Below are 19444 nucleotides of genomic sequence, written 5' to 3' on the forward strand. Positions count from 1 at the left end.
TTCCGGTCCTCCGAGGGAAGATCCTGCCTTCCGGGGGAGATCCGGCCCTCACCGGCGGGTGCCGTCCGCGGGGTCGCCGTTAGGGTGCTCGCCATGGCGAACACCGGGAACGCCGGCATCGGCGTCATCGGCGGCTCGGGCTTCTACTCCTTCCTCGACGACGTGACCGAGGTACGGGTGGACACCCCGTACGGCGCACCCAGCGACTCCCTCTTCCTGGGTGGGATCGGCGGCCGCCGGGTCGCCTTCCTGCCCCGGCACGGACGCGGCCACCACCTGCCGCCGCACCGCATCAACTACCGCGCGAACCTGTGGGCACTGCGCTCCGTGGGCGTGCGCCAGGTGCTCGGCCCGTGCGCGGTGGGCGGCCTGCGCCCCGAGTACGGCCCGGGGACGCTGCTCGTGCCCGACCAGCTGGTCGACCGCACGAAGAACCGTGCGAGCACCTACTTCGACGGGCTGCCGCTGCCCGGCGGCGACGTGCCGAACGTGGTGCACGTCCCGCTCGCCGACCCGTACTGCCCGGTCGGACGCGCGGCCGCCGTGGCGGCGGCGCGCGGACGGGGCTGGGAGGCGGTGGACGGCGGGACGCTCGTGGTGGTCGAGGGCCCGCGGTTCTCCACCCGCGCCGAGTCGCTGTGGCACCGGGCGCAGGGGGGGTCGGTGGTGGGCATGACGGGCCACCCGGAGGCGGCCCTCGCCCGTGAACTGGAGCTCTGCTACACCTCGCTCACCCTGGTCACGGACCTCGACGCGGGCGCCGAGAGCGGTGAGGGCGTCTCGCACGAGGAGGTGCTGCGGGTGTTCGCGGCGAACGTGGACCGGCTGCGCTCGGTGCTGTTCGACGCGGTGGCCGCCCTGCCGGAGGACGGTGCCCGGGACTGCCTGTGCGCGAAGGCGCTGGGCGGGACTGACCCGGGGTTCGCGCTTCCCTGAGGGGTGCGGAGAACCGCGGAACGTCCCCTTCGGGTGAGGCAGTTGTCCACAACCCGTCGGTAGTGCACGGGGCCCGGCGGGATCCGCCGTGACGCCGCAGGCTGGGACCGCAGGCCGATCCCTCGTCGCAGGCGGTGGTACCCATGTCGCACGTCCCTTCCCCCTCGTTCCCGCCCCCTCCGCCCCTTCCGCCCTTCTCCCTCGCGTCCTCCCCTCCCGTTCCCTCCGCACCGTCCTCGCCCGCTCCCTCCGCGTCGGCCTTCGCGCTTCCGCCGCCGGGTCCGGACGCGCCCGCTCCGTGCGAGGTCCCGCACTTCGCCCCCGTACGGGTGCGCGGCGGGCGGTACCGGCTGCGCGGACTCGTACGGCACCGGCGGCGGGCCCTGGCGGCCGGGCTCGCGGTGACGGCGGCCGCGCTGGTCGCAGCGGGCCCGCGGGACGCCCCGCGGATCCGGGCCCACCCGGACGCCCCGGCCCGGACGAGCGCCGGCGCGGGGACGGACGCCGGTGCCGGTTCCGGGGAGGGCGCCGTCCGGGAGCGGCGCGCGGCGCACATGGTGACGGCGGCGGTGCGGATCGCCGACGGCGCCACGGTCCGGCTGCTGCGGCCCGGGGACCGGGTGGACGTCGTGGCGGCCGACGGATCGCTCGCGGGCGGCGGCCGGGCGCGGGTGGTCGCGCGCGGGGCCCGGGTCACGAGAGTGCCGGAGGCCCTGGGCGACCCGGCCGAAAGCGGCGCGCTCGTCGTGCTGTCCGTGCCGCGCGGGACGGCGGCGCGGCTGGCCGGAGCGGGCGCCACCGCGCGGTTGGCGGTGACGGTGTGCTGATCACCACGGTGTCAAGTCGCCCGTCCCGGTTACCTGATTGGACAGGCCACGTAGGCCGTCGCATAGGTTGCGGACCTACTTGTTCCACAACCTGTACGACCGAGGAAGGGCCTTCTGGTGAGCGAGAAGAAGGAGCCGGGCGTCTGGGCGGGCTTCAAAGCCTTCCTGATGCGGGGGAACGTCGTCGACCTGGCGGTCGCCGTCGTCATCGGGGCCGCCTTCACCAACATCGTCAACTCCCTGGTCAAGGGAATCATCAATCCGGTGGTCGGCGCGTTCGGCACCAAGGACCTCGACAAGTACAGCTCCTGTCTGACGTCCCACTGCAACTTCGACCAGAAGACAGGGACGGCGACGGAGGGCATCCCCATCATGTGGGGCAGCGTGCTCAGCGCGACGCTGACCTTCCTGATCACCGCGTCGATCGTCTACTTCCTGATGGTCCTGCCCATGTCCAAGTACCTGGCCCGGATGGAGAGGCACCGCAAGGCCAAGGAGGGCACGCAAGAGGTCATCGACGTGACCGAGCTGCAGGTGCTGAAGGAGATCCGCGACCTCCTGCTGGCGCAGCAGCGCGACGGGGGGCCCGGGACGGGAACCGGTACGGGCACGGGCCCGGACCTCGGCAAGAACTGACGTCCGCCCGCGGGCGGACACGGAGGCGGGACCGGTCCCCGCCCTCCTTCCGCCTGCCACCACCGGTGGCAGCGCCCGTGGGCGCCGGCGGGACTTCCCTCAGATGTGGTGCGGCGGCTTCTCGTCGAGGAAGCGGGCGAGGTCGGAGGCGCTGTCCCCGCGGGGCCGCTCGCCCCACCCTCGGTCCGTGTCGTCCGCCGACGGCCGGCTCAGCGGGTCGTCGAAGACGAGCGCGTCCTTCGGGTCACGCGGTGCGGGGGCGGAGGGTGTACTCATGCCTTCAGGGTACGCCGCGCGGGGTTGAGGGCCCCTGGCGCCGCCGGACGCACCCGTCCGCGGGCCGGAGCGGGGAGCGGAACCGCGGCCGGTGCCCTGCGGCCGGAAGCGGAACCGCGGCCGGTGTCCCGGACCCGGCCGCGGTGCGTGAGCCCACACTGTGCGCATGACACTCGACGCTCTGACAGACGTGGCCGGACTGTGCGTGGGGCACGCCACCCTGACCGGCGGCGGCCGGCTGACCGGCACCACGGTCGTGCTCGCTCCGGAGGGCGGCGCCGTCGCCGCCGTGGACGTGCGCGGCGGCGGCCCGGGCACCAAGGAGACCGACGCGCTCGACCCGCGGAACGTGGTGCGCACGGTCGAGGCGGTGGTGCTGACCGGCGGCAGCGCGTACGGACTCGACGCGGCGTCCGGCGTGATGGCCTGGCTGGAGGAGCGGGGACGCGGGGTGCGTGTCGGCCCCGGCCCCTCCCACGTGGTGCCGGTCGTCCCCGCGGCCTGCGTCTTCGACCTGGGACGCGGAGGCGACTTCCGGGCCAGGCCGGACGCGGCGGCCGGCCGCGCGGCGGTGGAGGCCGCCGCCGCGAGCGGACCGGGCGCGCCCGTCGCGCAGGGGAGCGTGGGCGCCGGGACGGGAGCGGTGGCCGGTCTGCTGAAGGGCGGCGTCGGCACGGCGAGCGCCGTGCTCCCCTCGGGGATCACGGTGGGCGCGCTGGCCGTGGCCAACGCGGCGGGGTCGGTGGTGGACCCGTCGACCGGGGCGCTGTACGGGGAGATGTGGGAGGGGCGGGTGGCCCGTCCGTCCGCGGAGGCGCACGAGGCGGCACGGGCGCTGCTCGACGGAGCGGGGGCGAGAAACGGTCCGCCCCCGCTGAACACCACGCTCGCGGTGGTCGCCACGGACGCGGTCCTCTCCAAGGCGCAGGCGCAGAAACTGGCCGGAACGGCGCACGACGGGATCGCGCGGGCGGTGCGGCCGGTGCACCTCCTGAACGACGGGGACACGGTGTTCGCCCTCGCGACGGGCGCCCGCCCGCTGTCCGGGGACCCGCTCGCGCTGAACGAGATCCTCGCGGCGGGTGCCGACCTGGTCACGCGGGCGATCGTGCGGGCGGTGCGCGCGGCGGAGCCGGTGCGGGGACCGGGCGGCACATGGCCCTCGTACGAGGAGCTGTACGGGCGTCCGTGACGGACGCCGGGCCGTCCCTGCCGGCCCCTCCCCCGCCGGCCGGAGTGGACGTTCTGCGCCGTTCTGCGCCGCGGGGGGCGCTCGCGGCGCGACGGAGGCAACCTCCGCGGGCGGTGCGCCCCTCTTCCTCCACGTACGGGGAGAAGCACGACTTCACACGGACCGGGGAGGGGCTCGTGACAACGCCGTACGGAGCAGGGCGGCGCGTGCTGGCGGGGTGCACCGCCGCGATGGCCGGCGCTCTCACTCTCGTCGCCTGCGGCTTCGCCGCCGACGCCGACAACGACGAGGACAAGGACAAGGACAAATCGGCGGCGAGGATAAGGATCTCCGCCGAGCACGGTTCCACGCTGGCGTCGGTCAACGCGACCGGCGTGCGGGTCAGCGACGGCAGGCTGACCCGGGTCACCATGACCGACCGGGAGAACGGCGAGCCGGTCCCGGGCACGATCTCCGCGGACGGCAGCAGCTGGAAGCCGAGGAAGCAGCTGGAGCAGGGCACGAAGTACCGCATCACCGCGACGGCGAAGGACGCCGACGGGAGGACGACGGCGGCCGACTCGTCGTTCAGCACGATCTCCCCGGAGCACAGCTTCGTCGCCACGTACACGCCCAACGCCGGCAGCACGGTCGGGGTCGGGATGCCGGTGTCGTTCACGTTCGACAAGGAGATCAGCGACAAGAAGGCGGTGCAGTCGGGCATCACGGTCACCTCCAGCAGCGGGCAGCGGGTCGTCGGCCACTGGTTCGGGGCGCAGCGGCTGGACTTCCGGCCGAAGGAGTACTGGAAGGCCGGCTCGCGGGTGACGGTGAGGATCGACCTGGACGGCGTGCGGGGCGCCAAGGGCCTCTACGGCGTGCAGGACCGGACCGTCGGCTTCACCGTCGGCCGCTCGCAGGTCTCCACGGTGGACGTGAACACGCAGATGATGGAGGTCGTGCGGGACGGGAAGCCGGTGCGGACGATCCCCGTCTCCTCGGGCAGCCCCCAGCACACCACGTACAACGGGCAGATGGTGATCTCCGAGAAGTTCGAGCAGGTGCGGATGAACGGCTCGACGGTCGGGTTCGGCGGCGCGTACGACATCCCGGACGTGCCGCACGCGATGCGGCTGACGTCGTCGGGGACGTTCATCCACGGCAACTACTGGTACAGCCGCGGCTATCCGCCCTTCGGGCGCGTGGGGTCGAGCCACGGCTGCGTGGGGATCGCGGACGTGCAGGGGGCCCAGGCCGACACGGAGGCCGCGTGGTTCTTCGACAGCTCGATGGTGGGCGACGTCGTGACGGTGAAGAACTCACCCGACAAGGTGGTGGCGCCGGACAACGGGTTCAACGGATGGAACATGCCGTGGCGCGAGTGGGTCGCCGGAAGTGCCGTTTGACCAAAGGTTTTTGAGGGAAGGTCGAGTCCCGCGGGAACATCCCGCGCGACGCTGTCGTTTTTCTGTGCGTACGTTTTCTCGGTTCCCGGACATGATGTCCGACCGAGGGGCTACGGTATGCACCCACGAGGTGACATGCAGCAACGCCGGGAGAAACCTTGAGCGTTCCGTACGAGACCGCAGCGTACGAGCCATTCGAGTCGCCCGAGTCTCCGGAGGAGCATCTCGCGCGGCTCCTCGGCCGTGCCCTGAACTCCTTCGAGCTGCCGGACGAAACGGTCCGGCGGCTCGACCGGGCCCTGGCCCACGACAGCGCGCTGCACTCCGCGCACCACAGCGGGAGCCTGCACCGCGAGACGTACCGGCACACGTGGCTGGTCGCCGACGCAACGGCCGTCACCCTGTGGGAGCTGGTGCACAACACGGCCCCCGACCACCGCACCCAGCACGAGGTGTACGCGGACGAGGAGGAGCTGCGGGCCGCGACCGCGCGGCTGCCGCTGCCGCCGGACGCACCGGACTTCACGCTTCCGCCGCCGCTGCCGTCGACGCCGGTCGCCCCGCCCCGGCACGCGTACGTCCCGGACGACTCGGCCGACCACGCGCGGCGATTACTGCGGCGCGCGGAGAACCGGGACCGGCCGGGCAGGGGCACCGCGGCGCTGCTGCGCACGGCCTTCGCCCACCAGATCACCCAGGCCTTCGGGCGCCCCTGCCGGGCCGGCGAGGCCGGTCTCGGCTTCTCGCTCTACGAACACGCGTTCCTGCTGCGCGACGGGCAGGAGATCTCCCTGTGGGAGGTCGAGCACACGGCCACACCGGACGGCCGGCACATGTGCGAGGTGTACCGCACCGAGGACGACGCCCGCGAGGCGATGGAACGGCGGGCGGCCGCACTCGACTGAGGCGGCGGAACCGTCTCCGCCCGAAGCGGCGGTGACGTCACCGGGCAAAGCGGCGGAGACGTCACCTGCTGAAGCGGCGGAGCCGGTCCTGCCGGGCCAGTCGGCGCACCAGGTGGTAGAAGGCGTCCCGTTCGGCCGGGCTGAGGTCCACCGACTCCTCCCGCGGGCCGGTGCGCTGACGGGGCAGGAGGTTCGCGGGCGCCCCCTCCGGGGCGGTCCCGTGGCGCCGCGGCGGGAGCACGGGGCCCGGGCGGCGCACGAGGCGCGTGAGGCCGACGATCCAGAGCACCGCCGTCAGGGCGAGCACGACGCAGGCCACCACCCGCAGAATCGATACATGATCGGGCATACGCCCCAGTACACACCACGGTCCGGGGTTTTCGCCCCGGACCGTGACCTATCTCGCAGGTGCCGCGAATCACTCACAGCGGACACATGGGAACGCGGTGGTTCAGGCGGCGACCGGCTCCTTCGCCCCGGTCCCGGCCGTGGCACCCTCCCCCGCCGTGGCGGCGGCGTCGGCGGGCCGCCCACGCATCCCCTTCAGCAGGACCACCAGGGCCGCGGTGACGCAGACGCCGGCGGCGATGGCGACCAGGTAGAGCAGCGGGTTGCCGATCAGCGGGACCACGAAGACGCCGCCGTGCGGGGCGCGCAGCGTGGCGCCGAAGGCCATCGACAGCGCTCCGGTGACCGCGCCGCCCGCCATCGAGGCGGGGATGACGCGCAGCGGGTCGGCCGCGGCGAACGGGATCGCGCCCTCCGAGATGAAGGAGATGCCCAGCACCCAGGCCGCCTTGCCGTTCTCGCGCTCGGTCCTGGTGAAGAGCCTGCCGCGCACGGTCGTGGCCAGCGCCATCGCCAGCGGCGGCACCATTCCGGCGGCCATCGCGGCGGCCATGACCTTCATCGCCGAGTCGCTGGGGTCGGCGACGGCGATGCCGGAGGCGGCGAAGGCGTAGGCGACCTTGTTGACGGGGCCGCCGAGGTCGAAGCACATCATCAGGCCGAGGAGCAGGCCGAGCAGGATCGCGTTGGTGCCGCTGAGGCCGCCGAGCCAGTCGGTCATGGCCTTCTGCGCGGAGGCGATGGGCTTGCCGATCACCACGAACATCAGGAAGCCGACCACCGCCGAGGAGATCAGCGGGATCACCACCACCGGCATGATGCCGCGCAGCGCCTGCGGGATCCTGGCCCGCTGGATCGCCATGACCACGCCGCCGGCGATCAGACCGGCGGCCAGGCCGCCCAGGAACCCGGCGCTGATGGTCAGCGAGATCGAGCCGCCGACGAAGCCGGGCACGAGCCCCGGCCGGTCCGCCATGCCGTACGCGATGTAGCCGGCGAGGACCGGGACGAGGAAGTCGAAGGCGACGCCGCCGATCTGGAACAGCAGTGCGCCCCAGCTGTCGGCCTCCGTCCACAGGAAGTGGTCCATGACGGACGGCGCCTTGTTGACCTGGTAGCCGCCGATCGCGAAGCCGAGGGCGATCAGCAGACCGCCCGCGGCGACGAACGGCACCATGTAGCTCACGCCGCTCATCAGCCACTTGCGCAGCTTGGTGCCGTACCCCTCGCCGGGCTCGCCGGCGCTCTCCACCGGCGTGCCGGCCCCGGCGGCGGCGCCCGCGGTGACCTCCCCGCGCTCGGCCTTGCCGCGCACCTCGTCGATCAGTTCGGCGGGCCGGTTGATGCCCGCCTTCACGCCGACGTCCACGGTGGGCTTGCCCGCGAAGCGGTCCTTGTCCCGTACGGGCACGTCGTGCGCGAAGATCACGCCGTCCGCGGCGGCGATGACCGCCGGGTCGAGCCGGGTGAAGCCCGCGGACCCCTGGGTCTCGACGACGAGTTCGACGCCCGCCGCGCGGCCCGCGTTCTCCAGCGACTCGGCCGCCATGTAGGTGTGCGCGATGCCGGTGGGGCAGGAGGTGACGGCGACGATACGGAACGGGCGGTCGCCCAAGGACGCGGTGGCGGCACCGGCCGCGGCGACAGGGGCGCTCTCCCCCGCCGATCCGCCGGAGGCGCCCGCCGCGTCGGCCGTGCCCGCCGCGTCGGCCGTGCCCGCCGCACCGGCCGTGCCCGCCGCACCGGCCGTTCCGGCCGCGGTGTCCGTGGCGGCCCGGGTGGAGGTCGCCTTCGGGGACGTGCCGGACGCGTCGGCGGCGTCGGCCGTCACCGCGCCCGGACCCGCGTCAGCGCCCGAGCCCTCGCCCGCGTCCGCCGCGCCCTCGTCCGTCGTGGGCTCGTCGCCGCGGATGAGCGCGGCGGCGCCCGCCGCGTCGTCCGCCGACCGCAGCGCGGTGGTGAACTCCTCGTCCATGAGCTTGCGGGCCAGCGACGACAGGATCGTCAGGTGCGCGTCGTCCGCGCCCGCCGGGGCGGCGATCAGGAAGACCAGGTCGGCGGGTCCGTCGGGCGCGCCGAAGTCGATGCCGTCCGCGCTGCGCCCGAAGGCGAGCGTCGGCTCGGTGACGTGGGCGCTGCGGCAGTGCGGGATGCCGATGCCGCCGTCCAGGCCGGTCGGCATCTGCGCCTCGCGGGCGGCCACGTCGGCGAGGAAGCCGTCCAGGTCGGTCACCCGGCCCAGGGCCACCATCCGTTCGGCGAGGGCACGCGCCGCCGCCTCCTTGGTCTCGGCGGACAGGTCGAGGTCGACCAGGTCCGCGGTGATCATCTCGCTCATCGCGGGCTCCTTCGCGCGCGTATCGCCCGGGGACTGTGGCGGGCGGGGCTGAGGGTGGGGACGAGGGGGGTGGTGACAAGGCCGACGGGGGCGGACGGCCCGGAGGCGGGCAGGACACCCGCTCCGGCCGCCGCCCCGGCCGGGAGGGCGTACGGGGCGCACGGGGCATGCGGGGTGCGGAAGCCGTACGAGACGTACGAGGCGTGCGGCACGTACGAGGCATGCGGCTCGCGCGATGCGTACGGGGTGCTCGGTGCGTACGGGGTGTGCGGGGCGGTCATGACACGGGTTCCGTGAGGACGCGGTCGTGCGGGACGTCCGCGGTGACCGTGACCGCCGCGGGGTCGAGGTCGGCGGGCGTCGGCATCACGCTGCCGGGCAGCTGGACGGCGGCCGCGCCGTGCGCGACGGCGGAGGCCAGGGCCCGCGGCCCGGTGCCGCCGGCGACGAGGAGGCCGGCGAGCGAGGAGTCGCCGGCGCCCACGTTGCTGCGTACGGAGTCGACGCGGGCGTCGGCGAACCACGCGCCCGAGGCCTCGACGAGCAGCTGCCCGTCCGCGCCGAGGCTGGCCAGGACCGTGCCGGCGCCCAGCGCCCGCAGCTCCTCGGCGGCCTTGAACGCGTCCCCGACCGTGGCCAGCGGGCGGCCCACGGCCTCGGCGAGCTCCTCCGCGTTCGGCTTGACCACGTCGGGGCGCTCGCGCAGGGCGGCGAGCAGCGCGGGCCCCGAGGTGTCCAGGGCGATGCGGACCCCGGCGGCGTGCGCGCGGGCGACCAGATCGGCGTACCAGGAGGGGGCGAGGCCCCGCGGCAGGCTGCCGCAGCAGGCGATCCAGGAGGCGCCGCGGGCGTGCTCGCGCACGGTCTCCAGCAGGGACTCGCGTTCGGCGGCGGAGAGTTCGGGACCCGGCGCGTTGATCTTCGTCAGCGTTCCGTCCGGCTCGGCGAGGGCGATGTTGGAGCGGGTGGCGCCCTCGACGGGGACCGGCGCGACCTCGATGCCCTGCGCGTGCAGCAGCTCGGCGACGAGCCGTCCCGGCGCCCCGCCGAGCGGCAGCACGGCGACCGTGCGCCGTCCGGCCGCGGCGACGGCCCGCGAGACGTTGACGCCCTTGCCGCCCGGGTCGACCCGCTCACCGGCGGCGCGGACGACCTCGCCGCGGTCGAGCGACGGCACCTCGTAGGTGCGGTCGAGCGAGGGGTTGGGGGTGACGGTGAGGATCATGCGCGCACTACTTCCGTGCCGCCGGCGCGGAGGGCGGCGGCGTCTTCCGGGCTCAGCCCGCTGTCGGTGATCAGCAGGTCCACGTCGCCGAGGCCGCCGAAGCGCGCGAAGTGCTCCTGGCCGTGCTTCACCGAGTCGGCGAGCAGCACGACGCGGCGCGCGGCGGCGACCGAGGCCCGCTTCACGGCGGCCTCGGCGAGATCGGGGGTGGTCAGGCCGTGTTCGGCCGAGAAACCGTTGGCGGCCAGGAAGAGGACGTCGGCGCGGATCTCGCCGTACGCGCGCAGGGCCCAGGCGTCCACGGCCGCGCGCGTGCGGTGCCGGACCCGGCCGCCGACGAGGTGGAGCTGGATGCCGGGGTGGTCGGCGAGGCGGGTCGCGATGGGCAGGCTGTGCGTGACCGCGGTGAGCGTCGCCTCCAGCGGCAGGGCGGCGGCGAGGCGGGCGACCGTCGTGCCCGCGTCGAGGATCACCGTGCCGTCGGCGGGCAGTTCGGCGAGGGCGGCCCGGGCGATGCGGTCCTTCTCGTCGGCCGCGGTGGACTCGCGCTCGGCGAGGTCGGGCTCGAAGTCCAGCCGCCCGGCGGGGATCGCGCCGCCGTGCACCCGGCGGACCAGGCCCGCGCGGTCCAGGGCCTTGAGGTCCCGCCGGATCGTCTCGGCGGTGACCTGGAACTCCTCGGCCAGGGACACCACGTCCACGCGCCCGCCGTCACGGGCCAGCCGCAGGATCTCCTGCTGCCGCTCCGGTGCGTACACGCCCGTTCACCTCCGCTTCATGCCCGAACGTGTGGTTTCCCCGGCAGGCTACGCATGCATTGCGGGAAAGTAAACAGGTGCGGGCGCCATTCGGGCATGAACGGACTTCCACAGAGGCGCGGCCGGGCTTCCGTGCGGGCATGGACGGGCTTCCGCGCGCAAACGCCCGGGCCTCCGCGCGCGCCTCCCGGCCGGGCTTCCGCGCACGGGCGGCATACGGAGCGGCACACGGGAAGGCCCGGTACCGGACCGGCACCGGGCCTTCGGGATCCACGACGGCCGGGCCGCGCGACGGGAGGAACGCCATCCCTGCGCGCCGTGCCTTCATGGCAAAATATGCCACGTGGGGACACCCCGGGGTTCAGGTCCGGGGTGCCCCCACGCCGTCCGGCCGGGAGCCGCGCGCGGCCGCGGGCCGTAAAGGATTTGGGCCGAACTCCGGCACCAGGGGGGAGTGGCGGCGGAGCTCGGCCCGGGAGAGTCCCGTACGCCGGGGGGAGTGCGACGGGACTCGGTTCAAGGGGGCTCGGAGTTCTTGTGCCCCGGGCCCGGCGGGTTGAAGCGGCGGATAACGGCAAATTGTTCGGACGGGATCGCGGCGGCCGTCACGCGTGCCGGATCACGGACCGGCGTACGGCGGCTGACCTGGCACTTGCCGCCGAGGGCCGCCGAGTGCGGTCCCACTCCTCCCACGGGCGGTCCGACCCGCACGGCGGACGGCCATGAGTGGACAGCGGGCGGTCACATCCATACGGCGACCGATCGGGCCCGGACGGCGGACGGCCGGATCCCTGCGGTGGGCGGACCGGCCCGCGCGGCGGGAACGGACTGGTCCGCGAGGCCGGGACGGACCGGCCCGGCGTGCGCCGCGCCCGGGGCGCGCAGGCCCCGGCGCGTCACGCGGAGCGGATCACGCCGCCGCGTCGAAGCCGGTGTCGTGCGCCAGCTTCTTCAGCTCCAGCAGCGCGTGCTTCTCGATCTGCCGGATGCGCTCGCGGGTGAGGCCGTGCTCCTTGCCGACCTCGGTCAGCGTGCGCTCGCGGCCGTCCTCGATGCCGTACCGCATCTTGATGATCGAGGCCGTGCGCTGGTCGAGCCGGCCGATCAGGTCGTCCAGCTCCTCGCTGCGCAGCAGTGTCAGCACGGACTGCTCCGGCGAGACGGCCGAGGTGTCCTCGAGCAGGTCGCCGAACTGCGTCTCGCCCTCGTCGTCCACCGACATGTTGAGCGAGACCGGGTCGCGGGCCCAGTCGAGCACGTCGCCGACGCGCTCCGGGGTGGAGCCCAGCTCGGCGGCTATCTCCGCGTGCTCCGGCTCGCGGCCGTGCTCGCGGTTGAACTCGCGCTGCACCCGGCGGATGCGGCCCAGCTCCTCGACCAGGTGGACGGGCAGCCGGATCGTGCGCGACTGGTCGGCGATCGACCGCGTGATGGCCTGGCGGATCCACCACGTCGCGTACGTGGAGAACTTGAAGCCCTTGCGGTAGTCGAACTTCTCGACCGCGCGCACCAGACCGGCGTTGCCCTCCTGGATCAGGTCCAGCAGGGGCAGGCCGCTGCGCGGGTAGCGGCGGGCCACGGCCACGACCAGGCGCAGGTTCGAGCGGATGAAGACGTCCTTCGCCCGCTCGCCCTCCGCGACGAGCGCTTCCAGTTCCTCACGGGTGGCCTCCGCCTTGGCCTCCTCCTCGCCGTCGAGGATCTGCCGCGCGAACACACCCGCCTCGATGACCTGGGACAGCTCGACCTCCTTGGCGGCGTCGAGCAGCGGCGTACGAGCGATCTCGTCGAGGTACATGCCGACCAGGTCGCGGTCGGCGATCTCGCCGCCTACGGCGCGAACACTGCTTGCCGCGTCGGTCTCGCCGGCGGCGGACTTACGACGGGCGACGGCACGGGTTGCCATGCGTGCTCCCTTGCGATGGTGGGCTTGCGGGGTCCTAGTGGGCGGATTCGGACTCCCTGTCGGGTGCCCAGCTTCCAAAGGAAACAACGACTGGAATCCGGACAGAATTCCCATGCCTCCCCCCGATTTTTCTGATCATGCAGTACCCTGTCCCGCCACCGAAGGAGACGCGATGCCGACGGGACCAGCAGAGGTGCAGGTCAGACCGGGAGTCGAGGAGGACCTCGGGGCTCTCGCGAACCTCTACAACCACTACGTGCGTGAGACGCCGATCACCTTCGACACGGCCGCCTTCACACCGGAGGAGCGCCGCCCCTGGCTGCTCTCCCACCCTGAAGACGGCCCGTACCGCCTGAAGGTTGCCGTGGACGGCGGCTCACAGGAGATCCTGGGGTACGCCACGTCCAGCGCGTTCCGCGCCAAGCCCGCGTACGCGACGTCGGTGGAGGTCACGGTCTACGTCGCGCCGCGGGCGGTCGGCCGCGGCGTCGGCTCCCTGCTGTACGGGGCGCTGTTCGAGGCGCTGGCGGACGAGGACGTGCACCGCGCGTACGCGGGCATCGCCCAGCCGAACGAGGCGTCGGTGCGGCTGCACGAGCGGTTCGGCTTCCGCCACGTCGGCACCTACCGGGAGGTCGGCCGGAAGTTCGGCCGCTACTGGGACGTGGCCTGGTACGAGAAGGAACTGTGAGCGGGACGCGGGGACGCCGGGCCGGCGGCCGGCGGGACGCGATCACGGGAACGGGAACGGGTCTGCCCGGTCATCGGCGGAACCGGGCAGACCCGCGGTCAGTGGCCCCGTGACGGGTGCCCCCGTGGCCGGCGCTCCCGTAACGGGTGCCCCGTGGCCGGCGGCACCACGACCGGAGGCGTCACGGCCTACGGCTTCGTACGGACCCCGGCCGTACCGCACGGAACGGCCGCACCGTACGGAACGGCCGCACCGCGCGGCCTAGCCGAACTGCACCGACCGCTTGGCCAGTCCCAGCCAGAAGCCGTCGATCACCGAGCGCTGGGTGTCCAGGTCGCCCGAGGCGTCGGCCGCGCCCAGCGTGACGAAGAGCGGGGCGAAGTGCTCGGTGCGCGGGTGGGCCAGCCGCCCGGCCGGGGACTTGGCGGCGAAGTCGAGGAGCGCGTCCACGTCGCCGGAGTCCAGCGCGCGGTGCCCCCAGTCGTCGAACTCCGCCGACCAGGCGGGGACGCCGCCCTGCCGCAGCGCGGCGAGGTTGTGGGTGAAGAAGCCGGAGCCGACGATCAGGACGCCCTCGTCGCGCAGCGGGGCGAGCCTGCGGCCGATGTCCATCAGCCGGACCGGGTCGAGCGTCGGCATCGACATCTGCAGCACCGGGATGTCGGCGTCCGGGTACATCTCGACCAGCGGCACGTACGCGCCGTGGTCCAGGCCGCGGTCCGGGATGTCCTGCACGGGCGTGCCGGGGGCGCGCAGCAGCTTGCGGACGGACTCGGCGAGCGCGGGCGCGCCCGGGGCGTCGTACCGCACCCGGTAGTAGTGCTCGGGGAAGCCCCAGAAGTCGTAGACCAGCGGAGTCGCCTCCGTGGCGCCGAGGGCGAGCGGGGCCTCCTCCCAGTGCGCGGAGACCACGAGGATCGCCCTGGGGCGGGGCAGGCCGGCCGACCAGGCGGCCAGCTCGCCCGGCCAGACCGGGTCGTCGGCCAGCGGCGGGGCGCCGTGGCTGAGGTAGAGGGCGGGCATGCGCGTCCCGGCGGGACGCTCCTCGGTGGCGGCGGACATGGCGGCGGCTCCCTCCGGGACCGGCGGACGACCGGTCGACGGACCCATTACTTGAACTATCAAGCTTCAAGCGGAGAGCTTACGTCTGTTTTATTTAAGATTCAAGGACGGGCTCGTACAGTGGGATACATGAACACGGCACCCGCTGAAGACCCGCGCTGGCTCGACGACGAGGAACAGCGCACCTGGCGCGCCTACCTGCACGCCTCCGTCCTTCTCGAGGACCACCTCGACCGTCAGCTCCAGCGTGACGCGGGCATGCCCCACATCTACTACGGCCTGCTCGTGCAGCTGGGCGAGTCCCCGCGCCGCAGGCTGCGGATGACCGAGCTGGCGAGGAACGCGAAGATCACCCGGTCCCGGCTGTCGCACGCGATCGCGCGCCTGGAGAAGAACGGCTGGGTGCGGCGCGAGGACTGTCCCTCCGACAAGCGCGGCCAGTTCGCCGTCCTGACCGACGAGGGCATGGAGGTGCTGCGGCGGACCGCCCCCGGCCACGTGGCGGCGGTGCGCCAGGCCGTGTTCGACCGGCTCAGCCCCGAACAGCAGAAGTCCCTCGGCGAGATCATGCAGATCGTCGCCGAGGGACTGCAGCCCGAGGAGGCGGGCGCGGACCTGCCCTGGCTCCGCTGAGGTCCGGCGCGCCGGACCCGCGGAACCAGGGCGGGCCCTGGGAGTCGTACGGACGGGGCGTCCCCACCCCCCGTCCGTACGAGAGGCGTGCGGCCCTCCGGATCAGTGGGCGATGACGGGCACCAGGACCTCGTCCTCGGCGCCCTCGCCCGCCGCGTTGCCGGAGCCGGTGCCCGGGCGGCCGGTGTTGACGAGGACCAGGGCGATCACCCCGGCGGCGAGCAGGATGCCGACCGCGAACCAGATCGCGCTGGTGTAGCCCTCGACCATGGCCTGGAGCTGGACGAGCTGCTGCTGCGAGCGCGTGGTGGCGCCGGCGATGTGGTCGGTGAGGTACGCGGTGGTGGCGGAGGCGGCGACGGTGTTCAGCAGGGCTGTGCCGATCGCGCCGCCGACCTGCTGCGAGGTGTTGACCATCGCGGAGGCGACACCGGCGTCGCGCGCCTCGACGCCGTGCGTGGCCAGCGACATGGCGGGCATGAACGCCGTGCCCATGCCGAGGCCGAGCAGCAGCATCCCCGGCAGCAGCACGGACGCGTAGGAGGAGTCGATCTCCATGCGGGTCAGCAGGCCCATGCCGAGCGCGGCGACCAGGAAGCCGGGGCCCATCAGCAGCCGGGGCGGAACCCGGGTCATCAGCCGGGCGCCGATCTGCGTGGAGCCCGTGATCATGCCCGCGACCATCGGCAGGAACGCGAACCCGCTCCTGACGGGCGAGTAGCCCTTCACGACCTGCAGGTAGTAGGTCAGGAAGAGGAACAGTCCGAACATCCCGATGACGGCGAGCCCGAGGGAGAGGTAGACGCCGCCGCGGTTGCGGTCGGTCAGCACGCGCAGGGGCAGCAGCGGGGCCTTCACCCGGGACTCGACGAGCACGAAGGCGGCGAGCAGGACGGCCGAGGCGACGAACATGGTGATCGTCAGGGCGTCGCTCCAGCCGTCGGACTCGGCGCGGGTGAAGCCGTAGACGAGCGCGACCAGGCCGAGGGTGGACAGGATCACGCCGGGGATGTCGAGCGGGGAGCGGTTGCGGTCGCCCCGCGGCTCGCGGATCACGAAGTAGGCGCCCGCGGCGGCGACCACGGCGAAGGGCACGTTGACGAAGAAGGTCCAGCGCCAGTCGAGGTACTCGGTGAGGAAGCCGCCGAGCAGCAGGCCGACGGCGCCGCCGCCGCCCGCGATCGCGCCGTAGATGCCGAACGCCTTGGCGCGCTCCTTGGCGTCGGTGAACATCACGGCGAGCAGGGACAGCGCGGCCGGCGCGAGCAGCGCGCCGAACACGCCCTGCAGCGCGCGGGCGCCGAACATCATCGCCTGGCCGGTGGCCGCGCCCCCGAGCGCGGAGGCCACGGCGAAGCCTGCGAGGCCGACGACGAAGGCGCGCTTGCGGCCCCACAGGTCGGCGATGCGGCCGCCGAACAGCAGCAGGCCGCCGAAGGCGAGGGCGTAGGCCGTGACGACCCACTGCCGGTTCCCGTCCGAGATGCCCAGGTCCTGCTGGGCGGAGGGCAGGGCGATGTTCACGATGGTCGCGTCGAGGACGACCATCAGCTGGGCCAGCGCGATGAAGACGAGCGCCTTCCAGCGGTTGGCGTCGGGGGCCGGCGCCGTCCTGGCGGCCGTGGCCCGGGCTGTTTCAGACATGGGTGTACCCACTTCGGGACTGCGGGGCTTCGCGGTGATCGGGACGGCGAAGCCTCGGGAAGGACGAAAGAACGAAAAGAAAAGCCGAAAAACGTAGGTAAAAGGGAGGGCCGGAGCGCGGCTCGTCGACGGTGACGGCCGCGGGTGCGCGGTACTGCGTGCCGGTCCGCGGTGGGGCGGGGACCCGGTGCGAGTCGGCGCGGGCCGGCGTGGGCCGGTCTGCGCCGGTGTCTCGGTACCGGCCGGTGCGGAGCGCGGAAGTCGTCGCTCGCGGCGGCCGGATCGTCGGGTGGACGGGTAGGTGGGGCGGTCAGGCCTGTCGGTGGGCGATCAAGCGCGTCGCAGGTCCTCCATGGTCGCGGCGGCACCGGGCAGTTCGGAGCGGGCGGGTGCCCGCAGACCGTCCAGGAACAGCTGCAGGTGGCGGTGGACGAAGTGGTCGAAGTTCAGGCACGCGGTGCCGGGCAGCGGTCGCGTGAGCTGGCTGAGGGCGATCATCAGATCGCCGACGGCCACGTCGGGACGGAGCCGGCCGACGGTACGCGCCCGGTCCATGAGCCGGGCGACCAGGGCCTCGAGCCGCTCGCGCGCGGCGAGCAGATCGGGGTGGTCGCGGTCGAAGGACCCCGAGAGCATCGGGCACAGGGCGCCCACCCGCTCGTCGGCGGCGGCGTGCACGAACCGGCCCAGCGCCTCGAAGGCGTCGCCGTCCTCGGCGAGCGCCGTCTCGGCCCGTTCGGACGTGCGGTCCATGACCGAGCAGACGACCTCGCGCTGGAGGGCGTCCCGGTCCGGGAAGTTGCGGTACAGCGTGGCGTTGCCGACGCCGGCCCTGCGGGCGATCTCGTCGAGCGGCACGTCGGCGCCGAACTCCACGAACATCTCGCGTGCGGCGGCGACGATCCGCTCCCGGTTGCGCAGCGCGTCGGCCCGGGGTCGGGGGGCCTTGCGCCGCACGGGGGTCGCGGTGTCCACGGCGTACTCCTTCTCGGTCTCGGTCCTGGTCTCGTACTCGGTGCCGGTGTCGCCCCGGCTCTCGCGCCGGCCCGGCCACCGGCTGTGGTCGCGGGGAGCGATCCGGGGAGGGCCTCCCCGTTTCGCTCGGACACAGGGCTAAACGGGGAAGGGGTCCCCGGTTATTTCCCCTGCTTCCTGTGAGGCGCGTCACACCTCCCCGGGGCGAGAAACCCACGATCGGTCTCCTCCAGCGCGCGCCCGCACGGGAGGCGTCCGAGGGTGATCGCACGGGGTGCAGCCGGATACCGGGAGGCTGCCGTGAGCGAAAGGCCCATGGATGCAGCCGACCCGCGCCCGCAGTCGGATACACCCGCGCCGCGTGGCCGCCCTCGCCTCGGTGACCCTGCTGACCATGGCCGCCAGCACCTCCGCCGGGTCCGGCCACCTGACGGCGGGGTTCCCGACGGCCGCGGGCCCGATCTCGGCGGCCCGCGCCGCGTCCCTCGGCCCCTGCATGATCAGCGGCCCGTCGGACGTGCAGATGTCGGAGGGCGTCCCGACCCCGGACGGCTACTCCCGCTCCACCGGCACCGTCCGGGCCCTGACCCTCATGGTCGACTTTCCCGACGCGCACGGGCAGGGCAGCGCCCTGGACCGCCTCGGCGAGTTCTTCCCGCAGACCGCCGACTGGTTCCGCACCAGCTCCTACGGCCGTCTCGACTACCGCCCCGAGACGCCCGTACGCCACTGGCTGCGGATGCCCGAGCCGTTCGCCGCGTACGGGACGGAGCGCGGCGCCCCCTTCGACCCCGGCTACCGGCACCTGGTCGAGGACATCGTGGCCGCGGCCGACCCGGAGGTGGACTTCACGAGGTACGACTTCCTGAACGTGCTGGTCACTCCGAACGCCGGCCCGTCCGCCCTGGACACCGTCCTGTCGGTGACCTTCGCGGGCAACGGCGAGGCGCCGGTCGCGGACGGCGTGCCCGTCGCCAACGCCTCGTTCGTCTACAGCCGCCAGGACGACGGCTCCGGCTCGTACGAGCGGACGGGCTACCGGGTCCTCCCCCACGAGAACGGCCACGTCTTCGGCCTGCCCGACCTCTACACCCAGGACGGCGCCGCCGGGGTCGGCCACTGGGACATCATGAGCGAGGACTGGGGCGCCGGGAACGACCTGCTGGGCTGGCACAAGTGGAAGCTCGGCTGGCTCGACGACGACCAGGTCGCCTGCGTCTTCGGACGCGGCGTCTCCCGGCACGTGCTCACCCCGCTCCCCCGCCCCGGCGGCGCCAAGCTGGTCCTCCTGCCGGTCGACGAGGAAACCGGCTACGCGCTCGAACTGCGCACCGAGGGCGGCAACGACGAGGAGGTCTGCCGCCCCGGCGTCCTCGTCTACAAGGTCGCGGCGGACGTCGACACCGGCCAGGGCCCGGTCCGGGTGATCGACTCCACCCGCGGCAGCGGCGGCTGCACCCGCAGCCCGAACGTCCACGCGGAACTCTCCGACGCCACGTTCACGGCGGGCCAGACCTTCCGCGACAAGCGCTCGCGCATCCGGGTCACGGTGGGGCCGACGGACCGGGCGGGGAACGTACGGGTGGTGGTGAGACGGGGCTGAGGGAAGCGCCCACGGACGGCCGGTCCCCTCCCGGGGTGCCCCGCCCGGACCGCCACGGACGCCCGCGCGCGCCATTACGGTGTACCGGACAGCCGTCCTGGAGA

Annotated in this window: 19 protein-coding genes; 9 read left to right on the forward strand and 10 right to left on the reverse strand. The window is 73.6% G+C overall.

Translation table 11 applies throughout. The features are described 5' to 3' along the window. The first annotated feature begins 93 nt into the window (after positions 1 to 93). The 3 genes from IE271_RS20380 to mscL all read left to right on the forward strand — a co-directional run bounded on the left by IE271_RS20380 (position 94) and on the right by mscL (position 2399). Positions 94 to 936 (forward strand): S-methyl-5'-thioadenosine phosphorylase, encoded by an 843-nt coding sequence (locus tag IE271_RS20380; RefSeq protein WP_190191794.1) that lies wholly within the window; start codon positions 94 to 96, stop codon positions 934 to 936. Between the two features lie 143 nt (positions 937 to 1079). Continuing rightward, complete coding sequence (locus IE271_RS20385; RefSeq protein WP_190191795.1) at positions 1080 to 1763, forward strand: CpaB family protein; 684 nt, start codon at positions 1080 to 1082, stop codon at positions 1761 to 1763. A gap of 114 nt (positions 1764 to 1877) precedes the next feature. Beyond that, a complete protein-coding gene (gene mscL, locus IE271_RS20390; RefSeq protein ID WP_373308800.1) occupies positions 1878 to 2399 on the forward strand; it encodes a large conductance mechanosensitive channel protein MscL in 522 nt (173 codons plus the stop codon). A 99-nt stretch (positions 2400 to 2498) separates the two neighbouring features. Here the strand turns inward: mscL and IE271_RS20395 are convergent, their stop codons facing one another. After that, positions 2499 to 2675 carry a hypothetical protein gene (locus IE271_RS20395; RefSeq protein ID WP_190191797.1) on the reverse strand — a complete coding sequence of 59 codons (177 nt, stop codon included), beginning with the start codon at positions 2673 to 2675 and terminating at the stop codon, positions 2499 to 2501. 166 nt (positions 2676 to 2841) lie between these two features. Here IE271_RS20395 and IE271_RS20400 point away from each other — a divergent pair, with 166 nt between their 5' ends. The 3 genes from IE271_RS20400 to IE271_RS20410 all read left to right on the forward strand — a co-directional run bounded on the left by IE271_RS20400 (position 2842) and on the right by IE271_RS20410 (position 6157). Next, on the forward strand, positions 2842 to 3867 hold the full coding sequence (locus IE271_RS20400; RefSeq protein ID WP_190191798.1) for a P1 family peptidase: 1026 nt from the start codon (positions 2842 to 2844) through the stop codon (positions 3865 to 3867). A 176-nt stretch (positions 3868 to 4043) separates the two neighbouring features. Beyond that, positions 4044 to 5252, forward strand: coding sequence for a L,D-transpeptidase (locus IE271_RS20405; protein ID WP_190191799.1), 1209 nt, complete (start codon positions 4044 to 4046; stop codon positions 5250 to 5252). A 158-nt stretch (positions 5253 to 5410) separates the two neighbouring features. Then, positions 5411 to 6157 (forward strand): DUF6227 family protein, encoded by a 747-nt coding sequence (locus IE271_RS20410; protein ID WP_190191800.1) that lies wholly within the window; start codon positions 5411 to 5413, stop codon positions 6155 to 6157. Positions 6158 to 6218: 61 nt separating this feature from the next. On the opposite strand, the gene IE271_RS20415 is transcribed toward IE271_RS20410, so the two are convergent. The 6 genes from IE271_RS20415 to IE271_RS20440 form a co-directional block, all read right to left on the reverse strand. Continuing rightward, positions 6219 to 6506, reverse strand: a complete 288-nt coding sequence (locus IE271_RS20415) for a hypothetical protein (RefSeq protein ID WP_190191801.1) — start codon at positions 6504 to 6506, stop codon at positions 6219 to 6221. A gap of 102 nt (positions 6507 to 6608) precedes the next feature. Continuing rightward, positions 6609 to 8843, reverse strand: coding sequence for a PTS fructose transporter subunit IIABC (locus tag IE271_RS20420; protein WP_190191802.1), 2235 nt, complete (start codon positions 8841 to 8843; stop codon positions 6609 to 6611). Further along, positions 8840 to 9124 carry a hypothetical protein gene (locus tag IE271_RS20425; RefSeq protein WP_190191803.1) on the reverse strand — a complete coding sequence of 95 codons (285 nt, stop codon included), beginning with the start codon at positions 9122 to 9124 and terminating at the stop codon, positions 8840 to 8842. The genes IE271_RS20420 and IE271_RS20425 overlap by 4 nt, the downstream gene beginning before the upstream one ends. Further along, on the reverse strand, positions 9121 to 10068 hold the full coding sequence (gene pfkB, locus IE271_RS20430) for a 1-phosphofructokinase (RefSeq protein WP_190191804.1): 948 nt from the start codon (positions 10066 to 10068) through the stop codon (positions 9121 to 9123). Before pfkB ends, IE271_RS20425 begins: the two co-directional genes overlap by 4 nt. Next, positions 10065 to 10826 (reverse strand): DeoR/GlpR family DNA-binding transcription regulator, encoded by a 762-nt coding sequence (locus IE271_RS20435; RefSeq protein ID WP_190191805.1) that lies wholly within the window; start codon positions 10824 to 10826, stop codon positions 10065 to 10067. The genes pfkB and IE271_RS20435 overlap by 4 nt, the downstream gene beginning before the upstream one ends. Positions 10827 to 11736: 910 nt before the next feature. Next, positions 11737 to 12732, reverse strand: a complete 996-nt coding sequence (locus tag IE271_RS20440) for a sigma-70 family RNA polymerase sigma factor (protein WP_190191806.1) — start codon at positions 12730 to 12732, stop codon at positions 11737 to 11739. 172 nt (positions 12733 to 12904) lie between these two features. On the opposite strand from IE271_RS20440, the gene IE271_RS20445 reads away from it, so the two are divergent. Next, complete coding sequence (locus tag IE271_RS20445) at positions 12905 to 13423, forward strand: GNAT family N-acetyltransferase (protein WP_190191807.1); 519 nt, start codon at positions 12905 to 12907, stop codon at positions 13421 to 13423. Positions 13424 to 13684: 261 nt separating this feature from the next. Here the strand turns inward: IE271_RS20445 and IE271_RS20450 are convergent, their stop codons facing one another. Then, positions 13685 to 14446: a dioxygenase family protein gene (locus IE271_RS20450; RefSeq protein ID WP_190191864.1), complete on the reverse strand. Its 762-nt coding sequence runs from the start codon at positions 14444 to 14446 to the stop codon at positions 13685 to 13687. A 168-nt stretch (positions 14447 to 14614) separates the two neighbouring features. Here IE271_RS20450 and IE271_RS20455 point away from each other — a divergent pair, with 168 nt between their 5' ends. Next, a complete protein-coding gene (locus tag IE271_RS20455) occupies positions 14615 to 15118 on the forward strand; it encodes a MarR family winged helix-turn-helix transcriptional regulator (RefSeq protein WP_190191808.1) in 504 nt (167 codons plus the stop codon). A 102-nt stretch (positions 15119 to 15220) separates the two neighbouring features. Here the strand turns inward: IE271_RS20455 and IE271_RS20460 are convergent, their stop codons facing one another. Beyond that, the gene (locus IE271_RS20460; protein ID WP_190191809.1) at positions 15221 to 16762 is read right to left on the reverse strand and encodes an MFS transporter; all 1542 of its coding nucleotides are present in this window, start codon (positions 16760 to 16762) and stop codon (positions 15221 to 15223) included. A 330-nt stretch (positions 16763 to 17092) separates the two neighbouring features. Further along, positions 17093 to 17737, reverse strand: coding sequence for a TetR/AcrR family transcriptional regulator (locus IE271_RS20465; protein ID WP_190191810.1), 645 nt, complete (start codon positions 17735 to 17737; stop codon positions 17093 to 17095). 319 nt (positions 17738 to 18056) lie between these two features. On the opposite strand from IE271_RS20465, the gene IE271_RS20470 reads away from it, so the two are divergent. Then, on the forward strand, positions 18057 to 19340 hold the full coding sequence (locus IE271_RS20470) for a M6 family metalloprotease domain-containing protein (RefSeq protein WP_190191811.1): 1284 nt from the start codon (positions 18057 to 18059) through the stop codon (positions 19338 to 19340). Positions 19341 to 19444 lie beyond the last annotated feature (104 nt).

Source organism: Streptomyces minutiscleroticus (genome assembly GCF_014650875.1).
GTDB lineage: Bacteria > Actinomycetota > Actinomycetes > Streptomycetales > Streptomycetaceae > Streptomyces > Streptomyces minutiscleroticus.